This window comes from Zemynaea arenosa (assembly GCF_004614185.1).
GTDB lineage: Bacteria > Pseudomonadota > Gammaproteobacteria > Burkholderiales > Burkholderiaceae_D > Telluria > Telluria arenosa.
Map to the genome: position 1 here is coordinate 23431 of NZ_SPVF01000161.1, position 16693 is coordinate 40123.

Here is a 16693-nt window from a genome sequence, read left to right on the forward strand (position 1 = left end):
AGCAGTTTTCAATCTCCAGGTCTGATGCCTGGGCATGAGGCCTCGAGCTTGAAAACCGCGCTTTTGAATACAGGAGTTCATCATGGAGTTTGATATGGTCGATAACGCAACACTGGGCACGGTGATCAAAGTCGTCGGCGTGGGTGGTGCCGGCGGCAACGCGGTGCAGCACATGATCAACAAGGGCGTGAACGGCGTGGAGTTCATCGCCGCGAACACCGATGCGCAAGCGCTCGCGATGTCGACCGCGCACAACATCATCCAGATCGGCGAGACCGGCCTGGGTGCGGGCATGAAGCCGGAAGTGGGCCGCCAGCTGGCCGAAGATTCGCGCACGCGGATCGAAGACGCGCTGCGCGGCGCGCACATGGTCTTCATCGCGGCCGGCATGGGCGGCGGCACCGGCACCGGCGCCGCCCCGATCGTGGCGGAAGTGGCCAAGGCGCAGGGCGCGCTGACCGTGGCGGTGGTCTCCAAGCCGTTCTCGTACGAAGGCCAGAAGTGCATGGACATCGCCGAGTCGGGCCTGGAAGAGCTGTCCAAGAACGTGGACTCGCTGATCATCATCCTGAACGAGAAGCTGGAAGAGATCTACGAAGACGAGTCGATGATCGACTGGATGAAGCATGCAGACGACGTGCTGAATAACGCGGTGGCAGGTATCGCGGAAATCATCAACGTCCCGGGCCACATCAACGTGGACTTCAACGACGTCAAGACCATCATGGGCGAGCAGGGCAAGGCCATGATGGGCACCGCGACCGCATCGGGCGTGGACCGCGCGCGCATCGCGGCCGAGCAGGCCGTCGCTTCGCCGCTGCTGGACGGGATCGACCTCTCCGGCGCGCGCGGCGTGCTGGTGAACGTGACCGCGTCGCGTGGCCTGAAAGGTAAAGAGATCAAGGAAGTCATGGCCGCCGTGCGCGCGTTTGCGGCACCGGATGCCTCGATCGCACAGGGTATCGCGTACGACGACAACATGGGCGACGAGATCCGCGTGACCGTGGTGGCGACGGGCCTGGGCAAGGCCAAGAAGAACATGCAGCTGGTCCAGACCCCGATGCTGCGCACCGGGACCGACAACGCCCGCATGATGGCCGGCGGCGGCATCTCCAACGGTGCGGGCCTGTCCTCGGGCTTCGCCTCCGGTTCGGGCGACGTGGGCGGCATGAAGCAGCCGGCCGTGTGGCGCCGCGAGCAGGCCTCGGAGCAGGTGCTGGCGATGCAGAAGAATGGCGTTGAGACCTACGATATTCCGGCTTTCCTGCGCAAGCAGGCTGACTAATCCAGTCAATTAAGCCAGACACCGGGTAAGACGGGTGTTGCGTTGGACCGGCCGGGTGCTCCCGGGCCGGTCCTTTTTTTTGTCCGGGCGCGGCGCCTGCAGAAAACCGGAGGATCGGGCATACTGCGGCCCTTATCAACACTTCAAGACTGGGAGACCACCATGACCATCGCTATTGGCGAGCGCCTGCCGGAAGGCCAGCTGTCCGAATTCATCGAGACCGAAACCGCGGGCTGCTCGCTCGGCCCGAACACCTTCAACGTGGCCGACCTGGCCAAAGGGAAGACCATCGCCATCTTCGGCCTGCCGGGCGCCTACACTCCGACCTGCTCCGCGCAGCACGTGCCCGGCTATGTGCAGCACGCCGCCGAGCTGAAAGCCAAGGGCGTGGACGAGATCTGGTGCATCTCCGTGAACGACGCCTTCGTGATGGGCGCCTGGGGCCGTGACCAGAAGGCCACCGGCATCGTGCGCATGATGGCGGACGGGAATGCGGACTACTCCAAGAAGCTCGGCCTGGACGCCGACTTCTCCAAGCACGGCATGGGCGTGCGCTCGAAGCGCTACTCGATGCTGGTGGTGGACGGCGTCGTCAAGCAGCTCAACGTGGAAGAAGGCGGCAAGTTCGAAGTGTCGAACGCCGAAACCATGCTGAAGCAGCTGGGCTGATTTTACGGGGACCGCATGCTGACCATCGCGCAGGAAGATCCACGCCAGCCGGAGGCCATTGCCATGCTGGCGGCGCTGGATGCGTACTGCGCGGCCCTGTATCCGGCCGAGAGCAACCACCTTCTGACGGTGGACGCGCTGGTGCGGCCGGAGGTCAGCTTCTTCGTCGCGCGCGATGCGGCCGGGCGGGCGCTCGGCTGCGGCGCGGGCGTGGACTGCGGCTCCTATCTGGAAGTGAAGCGCATGTATGTGGACCCGGCCAGCCGCGGGCTCGGTGCGGGCCATGCGCTGCTGCGGGCTGTCGCCTCCGTGGCCGCTGCGCGCGGCTGCGGTGCGCTGATGCTGGAAACGGGCATCCACCAGCCGGAGGCCATCGGCCTGTATGAGAAGGCGGGCTTCGTCCGGCGCGGACCGTTTGGTTCCTATGCCGAGGACCCGCTCAGCATCTTCATGGAAAAGTCCCTGTGACTTCGTCCGGCCACGTCATCCAGGACAAGGGCAACCTGCACAGTATCCAGGCGATGCTGTTCGCGGTCGTCATGTTCGCCGGCATGGACGTGTGCCTCAAGTATCTCGCGGCCGGATATCCGGCCGTGCAGGTGGCGGCGCTGCGTGCGCTGGCCAGCCTTCCGCTGATCGCGGCCTACGTGGGCTGGCGGGGCGCATTGAAGGGCATCACGCGCGCGCCGTATGGCATGCATGCGCTGCGTGCGGCGCTGGGTATCGTGTCGCTCGCGCTGTTCGCGTACGGGCTGCGGCAGTTGTCGCTCGCCGAGGCGTACACCATCTTCTTCGTGGCACCGGGATTGATCACCGTGCTGTCCGTGTTCCTGCTCGGCGAGCAGGTGAACGGGGCCCGCTGGGTCGCCATCGTGGTCGGCCTGGTGGGCGTGGTGATCGTGCTGCGGCCCAGCGCCGAGGGCTTCCTGACGCTGGGTGGCCTGGCCGTGCTGGGCGCGGCGGCGGCTTATGCCGTGTCGAATGTCACCGGCCGCATCGTCGCGCGCACCGAACGCGGGGAGCACATGGTGTTCTGGCTGATGGTGCTGACCGCCCTCGGTGCCACCGCGTGCGCGCTACCGGTGTGGGTGCCGGTGCGGATGGAGCATGCGTGGCTGCTGCTCGGCCTCGCGCTGTTCGGCTTTTTCGCGCAGGTCGCGATCACCGAGGCGTTCGCGCATGGCGAGGCCTCGGTGGTGGCGCCGTTCGAGTACACCGCACTGGCGTGGGGCGTGGCGATCGACTTCGCGCTGTGGGGCGTGCTGCCGGACCGCTATACGCTGCTGGGAGCCGCCATCATCATCGGCAGCGGCGTGTATCTGATCCGCCACGAAACCCGGCACGACAGCGCGGATCACCCCTAGACACCGTCTGCGGCGGCGGGGAGAACCCGATATAATCGCCGGATGCTTAAACAGAGAACCATCAAACAGCTGGTGCGCACGACAGGCGTGGGCCTGCACTCGGGGACCAAGGTCGAACTGACTTTGCGGCCTGCGGCACCGGACACCGGCATCATCTTCCGCCGCGTGGACCTCGATCCGGTGGTGGATTTCCCTGCCAGCGCGGGCATCGTGGGCGATACGCGCATGGCGTCGGTGCTGATCAAGGATGCGGCGCGCGTGTCGACGGTCGAGCACCTGATGTCCGCGTGCGCGGGCCTCGGGATCGACAATTTGTATGTCGACGTGAGCGCGGAAGAGATCCCGATCATGGATGGTTCGGCATCGTCGTTTGTCTTCCTGCTGCAGCAGGCGGGCGTGCAGGAGCAGGGCGCGGCCAAGAAGTTCATCCGCGTGCTGAAGGATGTGGAAGTGCGCCAGGGCAGCGGCGACAATGAAAAGTGGGCGCGCCTGACGCCCTATGATGGCTTCAAGCTGGACTTCTTCATCGAGTTCAATCACCCGGCAGTCGATGGCACAGCGCAGCGCGCGGCGGTCGATTTCGGCGACGTCTCGTACGTGCACGATGTGGCACGGGCGCGCACCTTTGGTTTCATGCAGGACGTCGAAAGCCTGCGCGGCATGGGCCTCGCGCGCGGCGGATCGCTGGAGAATGCGATCGTGATGGACGAATACCGGATTTTGAATTCGGACGGCCTGCGCTACGACGACGAATTCGTGCGCCACAAGATCCTCGATGCGATCGGCGACCTGTATCTGATCGGTCACCCGCTGCTGGCCGGTTACACCGCCCACAAGTCTGGCCACGGCCTGAACAACCTCCTGCTGCGCGCCCTGCTGGAGCAGCCCGACGCCTACGAGGTCGTCAGCTTCGACGAGGTCTCCGCCGCCCCCACTTCCTACGTCCGCCAGATGCAGCGCGAGTGGGCGCTCACATAACCCGTCATCGCATCCCCAGCCGGCCCGCGCGCCGGCTTTTTTTTCGCCAACAAAAGTATCGTATTCCGCCACCGGGGTCAGGCACCTTTTTGAGCTTCCTCAACCTCCCGCAGGCGTTTCCCCCTGCCTTGGGCGCCGGTGCCAGACCCCGGTATTAAAAACAGGGGAATTTGATACCGGGGTCAGGCACCTTTTTGATTTTCCTCAACCTCCTGCAGGAGGATTTTCCCGTCGCGGAACTTGGTGCCAGACCCCGGTATTAAAAACAGGGGAATTTGATACTGGGGTCAGGCACCGGTTTGAGGTGGCGCAAAGGGCGGCGGGGGGAATTTTCGGGCGGGGAACTTGGTGCCTGACCCCGGTAGCGCGAGGCGATACCGGAGAGGGCTCAGCGGCGGCGCGCGGCCAGGCGCTCCAAGGCGGCGATCAGGGGAGCGTTGGCGGGAGTGCGGTCGAGGGATTTGCCGAGGTCTTCAAAGGCGTCGACGGCATTCGGGGGCAGGGACAGCTGGCGCGGGACGTAGTCGGGGGCCGGCGGCTGCACCACCTGCACCTTCAGGCGGATCGATTGCACGTCCCAGCCACGCGTCTGCAGCTTGGCCGTCAACCCTTGGATCTGCTGCTTGAGACGGGTGGCGACGGCAGCGTTGGGCACGGCCAGCACCAGCACGCCCCCCTCGCAGGACAGCACCGCGCACGCGGCGGCCACCGACGGCAGCGCGGCGGCGACGTCCTGCTGCAGCCGCCCCATGCGCATCGCGGCCGGGAGCAGGGCGGCCATCCGGTCGTTCGCGCGCAGGAAATCGGTCGCGCCAAACGAGGTTTGCCGGTTGCGTGTGCCAAAAATGGTGTAGGGGCGTTGATGCGGATCAGACGAGTGCATGGCCCACACGATATCACAGGCGGACAGGGCGATTCCAGCGTCTGTACGGCACTTGTTTTGTTCCCAAGCATCCCCATGTCGGAACTTGCCGCGTGCTAGAATCACAGGCTTTTCAGGCGCCGTTGCCCCGTAGTCATATCATTTTGATAATAAAATAGCATGTCTTTCCTGACCAAGATCTTCGGCAGCCGCAACCAGCGGCTGATCAAGCAGTACCGCAAAACCGTCGCGGCCATCAATGCGCTCGAACCGCAGATGGAACAGCTCAGCGACGCCGAGCTCCAGGCAAAGACCCCGGAATTCAAGGCCCGCATCGAGAAGGGTGAAACGCTGGACGACCTGCTGGTCGAGGCGTTCGCCGTCTGCCGCGAGGCCGCCAAGCGCGTGCTGAAAATGCGCCACTTCGACGTCCAGATGATCGGCGGGATGGTGCTCCACTACGGGAAGATCGCGGAGATGGGCACCGGCGAGGGCAAGACGCTGATGGCGACCCTGCCGACCTACCTGAATGCGCTGGCGGGCAAGGGCGTGCACGTCATCACGGTCAACGACTACCTCGCGCAGCGCGACGCCGAGTGGATGGGCCGCCTGTACGGCTGGCTGGGCATGACCACGGGCGTGAACCTGTCGCAGATGGATCACGACACCAAGCAGACCGCGTACGCCTCCGACATCACCTACGGTACCAACAACGAATTCGGCTTCGACTACCTGCGCGACAACATGGTCTATGACCCGTCCGAGCGCGTGCAGCGGACCCTGAACTTCGCGGTGGTCGACGAGGTGGACTCGATCCTGATCGACGAAGCGCGCACCCCGCTGATCATCTCCGGCCAGGCCGAGAACAACACGGAGCTGTACTACAAGATGAACGAGGTGCCCAAGCACCTCACGCGCCAGATCGGTGAAGAGACCCCGGACGGCAAGGGCAACGTGGAAGTCCCGGGCGACTACACGGTCGACGAGAAGGCGCACTCGGTGCTGCTGACCGAAGCGGGCCACGAGCACGCCGAAGAGATCCTCACCAAAATGGGCCTGCTGCCGGAAGGCGCTTCGCTCTACGATGCGGCCAACATCACCCTGATCCACCACCTGTACGCGGCCCTGCGCGCCCACGCGCTGTACCACAAGGACCAGCATTACGTGGTGCAGAACGGGGACGTGGTCATCGTCGACGAATTCACCGGCCGCCTGATGACGGGCCGCCGCTGGTCCGAAGGCCTGCACCAGGCCGTGGAAGCCAAGGAAGGCGTCAAGATCCAGAATGAGAACCAGACCCTGGCCTCGATCACCTTCCAGAACTACTTCCGCATGTACGGCAAGCTGTCGGGCATGACCGGTACCGCGGACACGGAAGCGTATGAATTCCAGGAGATCTACGGCCTCGAGACCGTGGTGATCCCGCCGAACCGCCCGTCCCAGCGCAAGGACCGCCAGGACCAGGTGTACAAGTCGGCTCAAGAGAAGCACATGGCCATGCTGAAAGACATCCAGGACTGCTACGAACGTGGCCAGCCGGTCCTCGTCGGCACCACCTCGATCGAGAACTCGGAAGTCCTCGCTGCGATCCTGGCCAAGGCCAAGCTGCCGCACAACGTTCTCAATGCGAAGCAGCACGCGCGCGAGGCGGAGATCATCGCGCAGGCGGGCCGTCCGAAGGCGATCACCATCGCGACCAACATGGCCGGCCGCGGGACCGACATCGTCCTCGGTGGTAACGTCGAAAAGCAGATCCAGTTCATCGAAGCGAACGCCGAGCTGTCGGAGGCCGACAAGGCCGCCCAATCGCAGAAGCTGCGCGACGAATGGCAGTCCCTCCACGACCACGTGGTGCGCGAGGGCGGCCTGCACATCATCGGCACCGAGCGCCACGAATCCCGCCGCGTCGACAACCAGTTGCGCGGACGTTCCGGCCGCCAGGGCGACCCGGGTTCCTCGCGCTTCTACCTGTCGCTGGACGATCCGCTCCTGCGCATCTTCGCGGGCGACCGCGTGCGCGCCATCATGGAGCGCCTGAAGATGCCCGAGGGCGAACCGATCGAAGCGGGCATCGTGACCCGTTCCATCGAGTCCGCGCAGCGCAAGGTCGAGGCCCGCAACTTCGACATCCGCAAGCAGCTGCTCGAGTACGACGACGTCGCCAACGACCAGCGCAAGGTGATCTACTCGCAGCGTAACGAACTGCTGGAGACCAAGGACATCGCGGAACTGATCGCGTCCCTCCGCCACGGCGTGTTCACCGACGTGGTGCGCGAGCACGTGCCCGCGGAATCGGTGGAAGAGCAGTGGGACATTCCGGCGCTGGAAACCGCGCTGGCCAACGAGTGGAACCTGCCGGTGCCGCTGCAGCAGATGCTCGGCGAGGACTCGACCCTCAACGACGACGACATCCTGGAGAAGGTGCTGGCCGCGGCCGACGCGTCCTACTCGTCCAAGGTGGAGATCGTGGGCAAGGAAGCCTTCGGCGGCTTCGAACGCAACGTCATGCTGCAGAGCCTCGACACCCACTGGCGCGAGCACCTCGCGGCACTGGACCACCTGCGCCAGGGTATCCACCTGCGCGGCTATGCGCAGAAGAACCCGAAGCAGGAATACAAGCGCGAGGCCTTCGAGCTGTTTGGCACCATGCTGGACCTGATCAAGAATGAAGTGATCCGCATGATCATGACGGTCCGCATCCAGACCCGCGAGGAGATCGAGGCGGCCGAAGCGGCGATGCAGCAGCACGTCGAAAACGTCAACTACCAGCACTCGGACTTCAACCCGAATGCGGCGCCGGAAGACCTGCTGGCCCCGAGCGCGGAAGGCGGTTCGAACGCAGCGCTGGCCGATCCGAGCCTGCAGTTCGGGATGAAGGTCGGCCGCAACGATCCCTGCCCGTGCGGCAGCGGCAAGAAGTTCAAGCAGTGCCACGGCAAGCTGGCCTGATAGCACCTGACGACGAATCGTACTGGGCGCAGATCGCCGCCCAGTACGACGTCTCTCCCTCCTTTCTCAATCTCGAAAACGGCTACTTTGGCGTCCAGGCCAGGCCCGTGTTCGAGGCGTTCCAGCGCTACGAGCGCACCGTCAACCGCGACAATTCTTTCTTCCTGCGCCGTGAGTGGCCTGGACGGCACGCGCACGTCCTGAAGCGGCTTGCCGCCTTCGCGGGCGTCGATGAGGGCGAGCTGCTCATCACCCGCAACCTGATGGAGTCGCTCAACATCATCCTGCAGGGCTACCCGTGGCGGGCGGGCGATGAAGTGGTGTGCGCCTCGCACGACTACGACGAGGTGGCCGAGACGCTGGAGATGGTGGCGCAGCGGCGGGGCCTGCGCGTGGCGCGGGTAGAGGTGCCGCTCAATCCCTCCGGCGATGACGAGATCGTGGCGGTGTACGAAGGGGCATTGAGCGAACACACGCGGGCGATACTGATCACGCACATGGTGCATCGCACGGGGCAGATCATGCCGGTGGCGCGGCTATCGGCACTGGCCCGTTCACGCGGGGTGGACACCATCGTCGATGCGGCCCATTCGTTCGCGCAGCTGGACTTCCGGCTGCCGGATCTCGGCGCGGACTTCGTGGGCGCCAACCTGCACAAGTGGCTGGGCGCGCCGCTGGGCGTCGGCCTGCTGTATGTGAAGCGGGAGCGGCTTGGCGAGATTGCTCCGCTGTTCGGCTCCATGGCGCACGCCGACGGCGGCATCGCGCGGCTGGGGAACGTGGGCACCGTGCCACCCGCGCCCGTCCTGGCCATTGAGGATGCGCTGGATTTTCATGAGTCCATCGGCAGCGCCAGCAAGGAAGCGCGCCTGCGCTACCTGACGCAGTACTGGGTGGCGCGCGTCCGCGGCCTGCCTGGCCTGCGCATGCTCACGCCATCCGACCCGCAGCGCTCCTGCGCGATCGCGGTGTTCGCCATCGATGGCTTGCCTGCCCAGCAGGTGTGCGACCGACTGCTGGAAGAATATGGCATCTTCACGGTCGTGCGGCCGGTGGCGGGCACTCATGGAGTCCGCGTCACGCCGCACCTCTACATCACGCCATCGGACCTTGACCGTCTGGTGGCTGCGTTGCAGGCCATGACCAGGGAGACTCAATGAACCAATGCAGTGCATTTCTCGCCGCCGTTGTGCTTCTCGCATCGGGCGCCGCCGCGGCAGCGGCACCGGACTACGACACCGACTACGCGGGCGGCAAAGACAGCCCGCTCATCTCGCGCTTCAAGGGTTCGACGCTTTTCATGTACGGCGATGAAAGTGCAGGCAGCGCGCGCGTGGTCGGCACGAACAAGGGCAAGCCGGTGCTGCTGCCGGTGGAGGGCCGCATCGCCAATCGCGTCTACTGGTCGCCGCGCGGCGCGAGCCCGCTGGAGGTGCACCGCAACTACCGCCAGGCGCTGGCGGCCGGGGGCTACGAGATCGTCTACGAATGCGAGGAGCTGCGCTGCAAGGCGGACAACACGCAGGATCTGGTCCACAACCTCCCCCGCGAAGTGAAATGGCGAGAGTTTCACCCGATGGTGCAGGGGATCTTCAACAGTGGCAACCGGCCCGGCTTCCACCTGGTCAGCGCGCGCAAGGCGGCAGGGCAGGGCTATGTGTACGTGCAGGTCGCGCTGGCACAGGGCAGTAGCGACAAGCCGTACGTCGGGCGCGTGCAGCAGTTCGTGCAGGTGGTTGAGCCGACGACCATCGAGACCGGCAAGGTCACCGTGGACGCACGGGCCATCGGCGAGGGCCTGAAACGGGACGGGAAGATTGCGCTCTATGGCGTGAACTTCGATTTCAATAAGGCCGTCCTCCGCGAGGACTCGGCGGCGCAGCTGGCCGAGATGGCCAATGCGCTCAAGGCCGCGCCGGCGCTGAAAGTCTTCATCGTCGGGCACACCGACAATCAGGGTGACTTCGAGAGCAACCTCGCATTGTCGCAGCGGCGCGCGCAGGCCGTCGCCGAGGCGCTGTCGAGCAAATATGGCATCGCGGCGGCGCGCATGACGGCGCGCGGGGTGGCCAATCTGGCACCGGTGGCCTCCAACGGCGATGAGCCGGGCCGCGCGCGCAATCGCCGGGTCGAACTGGTGGTGCGCTAGGCAGCGTGTTCCGGGGGCGGGCCATCAGAAAAGTTGGGCCGTCCCCAACAAAAAGTCATCGGCGCAGCGGGCGGCGCGCCGCCTGCGATGGCGGTACAATGGCGCCTTTGAATTTACGCGAACGTCAATCACCATGGCCGTCAATTCCCCCCTGCCTGTCGCCGCCGACCTGAAACCCGTCGCCGGCATCGAACTTGGATACGCCGAAGCCGGTATCAAGAAGCCGGGCCGCAAGGACGTGTTGGTGATGAAGCTCGCCGACACGGCCACCGTGGCTGGCGTCTTCACCAAGAACCGCTTCTGCGCCGCGCCGGTCCAGATCAGCAAGGCCAATCTGGCCGCGGGCGCGAAAATCCGCGCGCTGGTCGTCAACACTGGTAACGCCAACGCAGGCACCGGCGACGAAGGCTTGGCCCGCGCCAGGCAGACCTGTGAGGCGCTGGCACAGGAATTGGGCTGCGCGCCCGAACAGATCCTCCCGTTCTCCACGGGCGTGATCCTGGAGCCGCTGCCGGTGCAGAAGATCGTCGCGGCGCTGCCCGCCGCCATCCAGAACCTCAAGGCGGACAACTGGTTCAACGCCGCGGAAGCCATCATGACCACGGACACGCAGCCCAAGGCCGCGTCGCGCACCGTCAGCATCGGCGGGCACAGTGTGACGATGACTGGCATCTCCAAGGGCGCGGGCATGATCAAGCCGAACATGGCGACCATGCTGGGCTATTTGGCGTTCGACGCCAAGGTCGCGCAGCCAGTGCTGGATGAACTGGTGCGCCACGCGGCGGATCACTCGTTCAACTCCATCACTATTGACGGCGACACGTCCACCAACGACTCGTTCATCCTGATGGCCACTGGCGCGGGCACGCTGGAGATTACGTCGCTGGAGCAGCCGGAGTACGCGGCCCTGCGCGACGCGGTGACCGAGCTGTCCCGCACCCTGGCGCAGATGATCATCCGCGACGGCGAGGGCGCCACCAAGTTCATGACCATCACGGTAGAAGAGGGCAAGGATGTGGAAGAGTGCCGCAAGATCGCCTACTCGATCGCCCACTCGCCGCTGGTGAAGACGGCGTTCTTCGCGTCCGACCCGAACCTCGGCCGCATCCTGGCCGCCATCGGCTATGCCGGCGTGGACGACCTGGACGTGACCAAGCTGAATCTGTATCTGGACGACGTCTGGGTCGCCAAGAACGGCGGCCGCAATCCGGACTACAAGGAAGAAGATGGCCAGCGCGTGATGAAGCAGAGCGAGATCACCATCCGCGTCAAGCTCGCGCGCGGCGCCGCCACGGCCACCGTGTGGACCTGCGACCTGTCGCACGACTACGTTTCCATCAACGCCGACTACCGGTCCTGATTCTTTTTCGCTGTACCGCATGACGCCCCTGGAACAGCTGATCGCCCGCGCGGAAGCGGTGCTGGCGCGCGTGGAAGCCGTGCTGCCGCAGCCACCGCGCGAGCCGGACTGGCAGCGCAGCTTTGCCTTCCGCTGGCGCAAGCGCGCGAGTGGAGGCGCGAGCTGGCTGCAGCCAGTCGCGCATGTGGCGCAAATCCGGCTCGACGACCTCCACAACATCGCCGCGCAGAAGGCTGCGATCGAGCAGAACACGCGCCAGTTCGTGCAGGGCCGCCCGGCCAATAACGTGCTGCTCACGGGTGCGCGCGGGACCGGGAAGTCCTCGCTGATCAAGGCCTGCCTGAATGCGTTCGCGGACCAGGGCCTGCGGCTGATCGAGGTGGACAAGGCCGACTTGGCGGACCTGCCGGACATCGTCGACCTGGTCGCGGGACGCAAGGAGCGCTTCGTGATCTTCTGCGACGACCTGTCGTTCGAGGAAGGCGAGGGCGGATACAAGGCCTTGAAGGTTGCGCTGGACGGCTCGATCTCCGCGCAGTCGGACAATGTGCTGATCTACGCGACCTCGAACCGGCGCCACCTCATGCCCGAGAAGATGAGCGATAACGCGGGCACCACGCACGACGACGACGGCGATCTGCACCCTGGCGAAACGGTGGAGGAAAAGATCTCGCTGTCCGAACGCTTCGGGCTGTGGCTCTCGTTCTATCCCTTCAAGCAGGACGACTATCTCGACATCGCCGCGCACTGGCTGCGCAGCTTTGGCTGCGATGACGCGCAGATCGAGGCGGCACGAGCGGACGCCTTGCGCTGGGCCCTGCAGCGCGGCTCGCGCTCGGGGCGCGTGGCGTGGCAGTTCGCGAAGGCCCATGCGGGCAGGCTTCCCGATGCGTGAGGTGTCCGCCCGTCCGATCGATGTCGCCGTCGGCATCCTGATGAAGCCCAACGGCGATGTGCTGCTCGGCCAGCGGCCCGAGGGCAAGCCCTATGCGGGCTACTGGGAATTCCCGGGCGGGAAAGTGGAGCCGGATGAAGCCATCCTCGCGGCGCTCAAGCGCGAATTCGTCGAAGAGCTCGGGGTCGAGATCACCGAGGCCGAGGAATGGTGCGGCGTGGAGCATGTGTACGAGCATGCGCACGTGCGGCTGCACTTCTTCATCGCGCGCGCCTGGCGCGGCGAGCCGCAAAGCCTGGAAGGGCAGGCGTTCGCGTGGCAGGGCACCGTCGGCGTCGAGCCGCTGCTGCCGGCCACCATTCCACTGATTAGATGGCTCGACGCGCTGCGCTACGGGCCGCACGAATCCAAAACTACCTGAAGGACCGCTGTGAAAGTTATCGTTCTTGGCAGTGGTGTCATCGGCACCACGACCGCGTACTACCTGGCCAAGGCCGGGCATGAAGTCACCGTCATCGACCGCCAGCCGGGTGCGGGCCTGGAGACCAGCTTCGCGAATGCGGGCGAGGTCTCGCCGGGCTACGCATCGCCGTGGGCCGGGCCGGGCGTGCCGGCGAAGGCCGTCAAGTGGCTGACGATGAAGCATTCGCCGCTGGTGGTGCGGCCGTCGCTCGATCCGGCGCAGTGGCGCTGGATGTTTTCCATGCTCGCCAACTGCAACCAGAAGAGCTATGAGATCAACAAGGGCCGCATGGTACGGCTGGCCGAGTACTCGCGCGATGTGCTGATCCAGCTGCGGCGGGACACCGGCATCGCCTACGACGACCGCGCGCAGGGCACGCTGCAGGTGTTCCGCACGCAGAAGCAGCTCGATGGCGCGGCGGGCGACATCGCGGTGCTGAAGGAATACGGCGTGCCGTATGAGGTGCTGGATGCGGCGGGCTGCACGCGCGCCGAGCCGGCGCTGGCGCGGGTGCAGGACAAGATCGTGGGCGGCCTGCGGCTGCCGGGCGACGAGACGGGCGACTGCTTCATCTTCACGCAGCGGCTGGCGGAGATGGCGGCCGCGCTGGGTGTCAAGTTTGTGGCGGGCGTCACGATCCAGCGCGTGAAGTATGAGGGCGACCGGATCACGGGCGTGGTGACGTCCGCGGGCGAGCACAGGGCGGATAGCTACGTGCTGGCGCTGGGCAGCTACTCGCCGCTGATGCTGCGCGAGCTCGGGATCAAGATCCCGGTGTACCCGGTGAAGGGCTACTCGATCACGGTGCCGATCACGGATGCCGCAGGCGCGCCCGAATCGACGGTGATGGATGAGACCTACAAGGTCGCGATCACGCGCCTGGGCGACCGGATCCGCGTGGGCGGCACGGCGGAGCTGGCGGGCTACGACCTGACGCTGCGGCCGGCGCGGCGCGAGACGCTGGAGCATTCGGTGAACGATCTGTTTCCGCTGGGTGGCGACACGTCCAAGGCCACGTTCTGGTGCGGCCTGCGGCCGATGACGCCGGACGGCACGCCGGTGGTCGGCCCCACGCCGTACCGTAACCTGTTCCTGAATACCGGCCATGGCACCCTGGGCTGGACCATGGCGTGCGGTTCCGGCCGCGTGCTGGCCGACATGCTGTCCGGCCGCCAGCCCGAGATCAGCCTCGACGGCCTGTTCATGGACCGCTACCGCGCCAACACCCGCCCCCTGCACGTGCCCGCCAACATCACCGCCTGAACCGGGGTCAGGCCTGCCGCTCCCCCGCCGGGGTCAGGCCCCCCCCACAACCGGGGCCTGACCCCGGTAGCGGAATGCGCTACTTCGGCATTACGGCACGGATATGATTTCGGCCTCCGGCTGGGCGCTTGTCTCGGCTGAGGTGGGCAGATAGTGGAGGCCATGGCTGAGCCAGGCTGGCCGGTTGCTGAGGCCCATGTGCGCGCGATAGCTGCTCCAAGTCCATTCCTCAGGCTGTTGCACGAGGCAAGCCCGCACGGGGTTGAGCTCGACATAGCGGCAGGCCGCGATCAGATACTCGTCCCGATCCACCAGGTTGGCGTAATAGCGCCCCTGAAACACGTGGCCGCACGTGCCATGGCGCCGGTTGTACTTCTGCGTGTAGACCCCGTTCAAATAGTGCATCGCCTGCGCCAGGTTGGCCTCGGGCGTACTCAGCACGAAGTGGTAGTGGTTTCCCATCAGGCAGTACGACAGCACGCTGATCTTGTAGCGTTCGACTGTCGCGGCGAGCACGTCCAACATCATTGAACGGTCGTGCTCGTCATTAAAAATAGGCTCCTGGCGGTCCCCGCGGGACGTGACGTGGTAGATGGCGCCGGGAAATTGAATGCGGTTGCGTCTGGCCATGATGTCCTCCTGGTTGGGTTAACTCAGGCTTGGACGGCGCGTGCTACCTATGGTTCCCGAAAATTTGATGGGGTCTGACCCCGAGAGGGGAGCCAGGCCTGACCCCGGAGGTGTGGGGCGAACGGACGAGGCCGGCTCAGGGCGCGGGATCGGCGTCGGGATCGGCCAGGGGGTCGTCCGGCGGGCCGCCGGGGATGGTGTACTTCTCTTCGGCCCAGGCGCCCAGGTCGATTTGCTGGCAGCGCTCGGAACAGAACGGGCGGTAGCGGCTCTTCTCGGTCCACTCGACCTTGGCGCCGCAGGTGGGACAACTGACTATCGTGGGCATCGCAACCAACTCACACACTCAAAACGCAAACTCAAAAATTACACAGGGTGAGGTCGAATGGTACATCTTCCTCCAGCGCCTTGGGTTTCAGGTCGCCGCCCTGGGTGGTGAAACGCACCCACAGCATGTATTTATTGGCCGAGATCTCGGGAATCGCTCCCTGCCGCTCGTCCACCGTCAGCCGCAGCATCTGGTACACCTTCCCCTGCAGCATCTGCTGGTAGCTCCCGGCCACCGCGATCATCTTGACCGGCGTGCCGGACTCGCGCAGCAGCCGCAGCACCAGTGCCAGCGCATCGAACAGCGGCGCCAGCGGCCCGAACCAGCCCATGATGTCGGCGTAGCGCTGTTCGGCCGAGCGCCGCTGCCACGCGTGGTACGACGGCAGGTCGAACTCGCACGCGCCGCCTGGAATGATGGTGCGCCCGCGGATGCTCATCAGCCATTCGTTGTCGCGCACGTTCTGCCCGGTCTTGCCCTGCGCCGCTACCAGGTTGGCGGAGACGCTCTCCAGCTCCCCCAGCACCGCGTCGACCACGTCGCTGGCGACGTTGGGATTGGAGCGGAACGCGAGCAGGCTTTGCTTCTGCCGCTCCAGCTCCTGCAGCAGGTCCGACTTCAAGTCGGCCCGCCCCGCCACCTCGAGCATGTCGAAGATCGTGGCCAGCGCCACGTGGTGCTGCATCGGGTGCTCCTGATGCACAAAGAACTTGAATTTCTCGTACAGGTCCTCCAGCCGCAACAACGTGCGTATGCGCTCGTTGAAAGGGTATTCGTAGACGATCAAAATGACATCCCTGTTTTAATAGCCGGACAAGACCCCGTGATTCTGAACCAAGCGACGCAAAATTACAAACGCTCCCTCTGTGCGCGCCCCGCCAAAGCCAGATAGCGCCCATGCAGGGCGTCCACCAGCGGCGCCAGCGCCTCCCGCGGCCCGTCGTTGGTAATGACGTCGTCCGCCGCCGCGAGGCGCTGCTCCCGGCTGGCCTGGGCCGCGAGGATGGCCCGCACCTGGGCCGGCGGCAGGCCGTTGCGGGCAATGACGCGGGCGATCTGCACCTCCTCCGGGCAGTCCACCACCAGCACCCGGTCCACGCGCTCCTTCCACCCCCCCGACTCCACCAGCAGCGGCACCACGAACACCACGTACGGCCCGGTGGCCGCCGCCGCCGCGGCATGGGCCGCCGCGCGGATCATGGGATGGAGGATGGCTTCCAGACGCTGCTTGGCGCCGGCATCGGAAAACACGAGGGTCCGCATGCGGGCCCGGTCCAGGGAGCCGTCGGCCGCGACGTATTCGGGGCCGAAGGAAGCGGATATGGCGCCCATGGCCGGCCCGTGCGGGGCCGTCATCGCATGGGCGATGGCGTCGGTGTCGACGATGCTGGCACCCCGTTCCCCCAGCATGTCGGCCACCAGCGACTTGCCGCTGCCGATGCCGCCGGTGAGTCCCACCGTGAATGCTGTGCCGTCGTTCTTGTTCATTGTTGTAGGC

At 65.6% G+C, this 16693-nt stretch carries 17 protein-coding genes; 12 read left to right on the forward strand and 5 right to left on the reverse strand.

Going from position 1 to position 16693, the window contains the following annotated elements; genetic code table 11:
• Positions 1-82 precede the first annotated feature (82 nt).
• The 5 genes from ftsZ to lpxC all read left to right on the forward strand — a co-directional run bounded on the left by ftsZ (position 83) and on the right by lpxC (position 4296).
• Entirely contained in the window at positions 83-1285 is a 1203-nt protein-coding gene (gene ftsZ, locus E4L96_RS13025; protein WP_135207657.1) for a cell division protein FtsZ, read from the forward strand.
• A 162-nt stretch (positions 1286-1447) separates the two neighbouring features.
• On the forward strand, positions 1448-1954 hold the full coding sequence (locus E4L96_RS13030) for a peroxiredoxin (RefSeq protein ID WP_135207658.1): 507 nt from the start codon (positions 1448-1450) through the stop codon (positions 1952-1954).
• A gap of 15 nt (positions 1955-1969) precedes the next feature.
• Positions 1970-2422, forward strand: a complete 453-nt coding sequence (locus E4L96_RS13035) for a GNAT family N-acetyltransferase (RefSeq protein ID WP_135207659.1) — start codon at positions 1970-1972, stop codon at positions 2420-2422.
• Positions 2419-3318: a DMT family transporter gene (locus E4L96_RS13040; protein ID WP_307721642.1), complete on the forward strand. Its 900-nt coding sequence runs from the start codon at positions 2419-2421 to the stop codon at positions 3316-3318. The genes E4L96_RS13035 and E4L96_RS13040 overlap by 4 nt, the downstream gene beginning before the upstream one ends.
• 42 nt (positions 3319-3360) lie before the next feature.
• Positions 3361-4296 (forward strand): UDP-3-O-acyl-N-acetylglucosamine deacetylase, encoded by a 936-nt coding sequence (gene lpxC, locus E4L96_RS13045; RefSeq protein ID WP_135207660.1) that lies wholly within the window; start codon positions 3361-3363, stop codon positions 4294-4296.
• Between the two features lie 388 nt (positions 4297-4684).
• Here lpxC and E4L96_RS13050 read toward each other — a convergent pair whose 3' ends face one another.
• Entirely contained in the window at positions 4685-5179 is a 495-nt protein-coding gene (locus E4L96_RS13050; protein ID WP_135207661.1) for a DciA family protein, read from the reverse strand.
• A 159-nt stretch (positions 5180-5338) separates the two neighbouring features.
• Here E4L96_RS13050 and secA point away from each other — a divergent pair, with 159 nt between their 5' ends.
• The 7 genes from secA (at position 5339) to E4L96_RS13085 (ending at position 14237) form a co-directional block, all read left to right on the forward strand.
• Entirely contained in the window at positions 5339-8107 is a 2769-nt protein-coding gene (secA, locus tag E4L96_RS13055) for a preprotein translocase subunit SecA (protein WP_135207662.1), read from the forward strand.
• Positions 8086-9267, forward strand: coding sequence for an aminotransferase class V-fold PLP-dependent enzyme (locus E4L96_RS13060; protein ID WP_167758683.1), 1182 nt, complete (start codon positions 8086-8088; stop codon positions 9265-9267). The genes secA and E4L96_RS13060 overlap by 22 nt, the downstream gene beginning before the upstream one ends.
• Complete coding sequence (locus tag E4L96_RS13065) at positions 9264-10256, forward strand: OmpA family protein (RefSeq protein WP_135207664.1); 993 nt, start codon at positions 9264-9266, stop codon at positions 10254-10256. Before E4L96_RS13060 ends, E4L96_RS13065 begins: the two co-directional genes overlap by 4 nt.
• A gap of 133 nt (positions 10257-10389) precedes the next feature.
• Positions 10390-11616 (forward strand): bifunctional glutamate N-acetyltransferase/amino-acid acetyltransferase ArgJ, encoded by a 1227-nt coding sequence (gene argJ / locus E4L96_RS13070; protein WP_135207665.1) that lies wholly within the window; start codon positions 10390-10392, stop codon positions 11614-11616.
• Between the two features lie 19 nt (positions 11617-11635).
• The gene (locus E4L96_RS13075) at positions 11636-12511 is read left to right on the forward strand and encodes an ATP-binding protein (RefSeq protein ID WP_135207666.1); all 876 of its coding nucleotides are present in this window, start codon (positions 11636-11638) and stop codon (positions 12509-12511) included.
• Complete coding sequence (locus E4L96_RS13080; protein WP_135207667.1) at positions 12504-12932, forward strand: NUDIX domain-containing protein; 429 nt, start codon at positions 12504-12506, stop codon at positions 12930-12932. The genes E4L96_RS13075 and E4L96_RS13080 overlap by 8 nt, the downstream gene beginning before the upstream one ends.
• A gap of 9 nt (positions 12933-12941) precedes the next feature.
• A complete protein-coding gene (locus E4L96_RS13085; protein ID WP_135207668.1) occupies positions 12942-14237 on the forward strand; it encodes a D-amino acid dehydrogenase in 1296 nt (431 codons plus the stop codon).
• Positions 14238-14327: 90 nt separating this feature from the next.
• On the opposite strand, the gene E4L96_RS13090 is transcribed toward E4L96_RS13085, so the two are convergent.
• The 4 genes from E4L96_RS13090 to coaE all read right to left on the reverse strand — a co-directional run bounded on the left by E4L96_RS13090 (position 14328) and on the right by coaE (position 16683).
• A complete protein-coding gene (locus E4L96_RS13090) occupies positions 14328-14867 on the reverse strand; it encodes an REP-associated tyrosine transposase (RefSeq protein ID WP_135207669.1) in 540 nt (179 codons plus the stop codon).
• A gap of 136 nt (positions 14868-15003) precedes the next feature.
• Positions 15004-15195 (reverse strand): DNA gyrase inhibitor YacG, encoded by a 192-nt coding sequence (yacG, locus tag E4L96_RS13095; RefSeq protein ID WP_135207670.1) that lies wholly within the window; start codon positions 15193-15195, stop codon positions 15004-15006.
• A gap of 31 nt (positions 15196-15226) precedes the next feature.
• Positions 15227-15982: a cell division protein ZapD gene (gene zapD, locus E4L96_RS13100; protein ID WP_135207671.1), complete on the reverse strand. Its 756-nt coding sequence runs from the start codon at positions 15980-15982 to the stop codon at positions 15227-15229.
• A 62-nt stretch (positions 15983-16044) separates the two neighbouring features.
• Complete coding sequence (gene coaE / locus E4L96_RS13105; RefSeq protein WP_135207672.1) at positions 16045-16683, reverse strand: dephospho-CoA kinase; 639 nt, start codon at positions 16681-16683, stop codon at positions 16045-16047.
• Positions 16684-16693: the final 10 nt, after the last annotated feature.

Bases quoted from the DNA above. Each gene is read 5' to 3' on its own strand.
- ftsZ (WP_135207657.1), top strand. From the start codon at position 83: ATGGAGTTTGATATGGTCGATAACGCAACACTGGGCACGGTGATCAAA.
- E4L96_RS13030 (WP_135207658.1), top strand. From the start codon at position 1,448: ATGACCATCGCTATTGGCGAGCGCCTGCCGGAAGGCCAGCTGTCCGAA.
- E4L96_RS13035 (WP_135207659.1), top strand. From the start codon at position 1,970: ATGCTGACCATCGCGCAGGAAGATCCACGCCAGCCGGAGGCCATTGCC.
- lpxC (WP_135207660.1), top strand. From the start codon at position 3,361: ATGCTTAAACAGAGAACCATCAAACAGCTGGTGCGCACGACAGGCGTG.
- E4L96_RS13050 (WP_135207661.1), bottom strand. From the start codon at position 5,179: ATGCACTCGTCTGATCCGCATCAACGCCCCTACACCATTTTTGGCACA.
- secA (WP_135207662.1), top strand. From the start codon at position 5,339: ATGTCTTTCCTGACCAAGATCTTCGGCAGCCGCAACCAGCGGCTGATC.
- E4L96_RS13065 (WP_135207664.1), top strand. From the start codon at position 9,264: ATGAACCAATGCAGTGCATTTCTCGCCGCCGTTGTGCTTCTCGCATCG.
- argJ (WP_135207665.1), top strand. From the start codon at position 10,390: ATGGCCGTCAATTCCCCCCTGCCTGTCGCCGCCGACCTGAAACCCGTC.
- E4L96_RS13075 (WP_135207666.1), top strand. From the start codon at position 11,636: ATGACGCCCCTGGAACAGCTGATCGCCCGCGCGGAAGCGGTGCTGGCG.
- E4L96_RS13080 (WP_135207667.1), top strand. From the start codon at position 12,504: ATGCGTGAGGTGTCCGCCCGTCCGATCGATGTCGCCGTCGGCATCCTG.
- E4L96_RS13090 (WP_135207669.1), bottom strand. From the start codon at position 14,867: ATGGCCAGACGCAACCGCATTCAATTTCCCGGCGCCATCTACCACGTC.
- yacG (WP_135207670.1), bottom strand. From the start codon at position 15,195: ATGCCCACGATAGTCAGTTGTCCCACCTGCGGCGCCAAGGTCGAGTGG.
- coaE (WP_135207672.1), bottom strand. From the start codon at position 16,683: ATGAACAAGAACGACGGCACAGCATTCACGGTGGGACTCACCGGCGGC.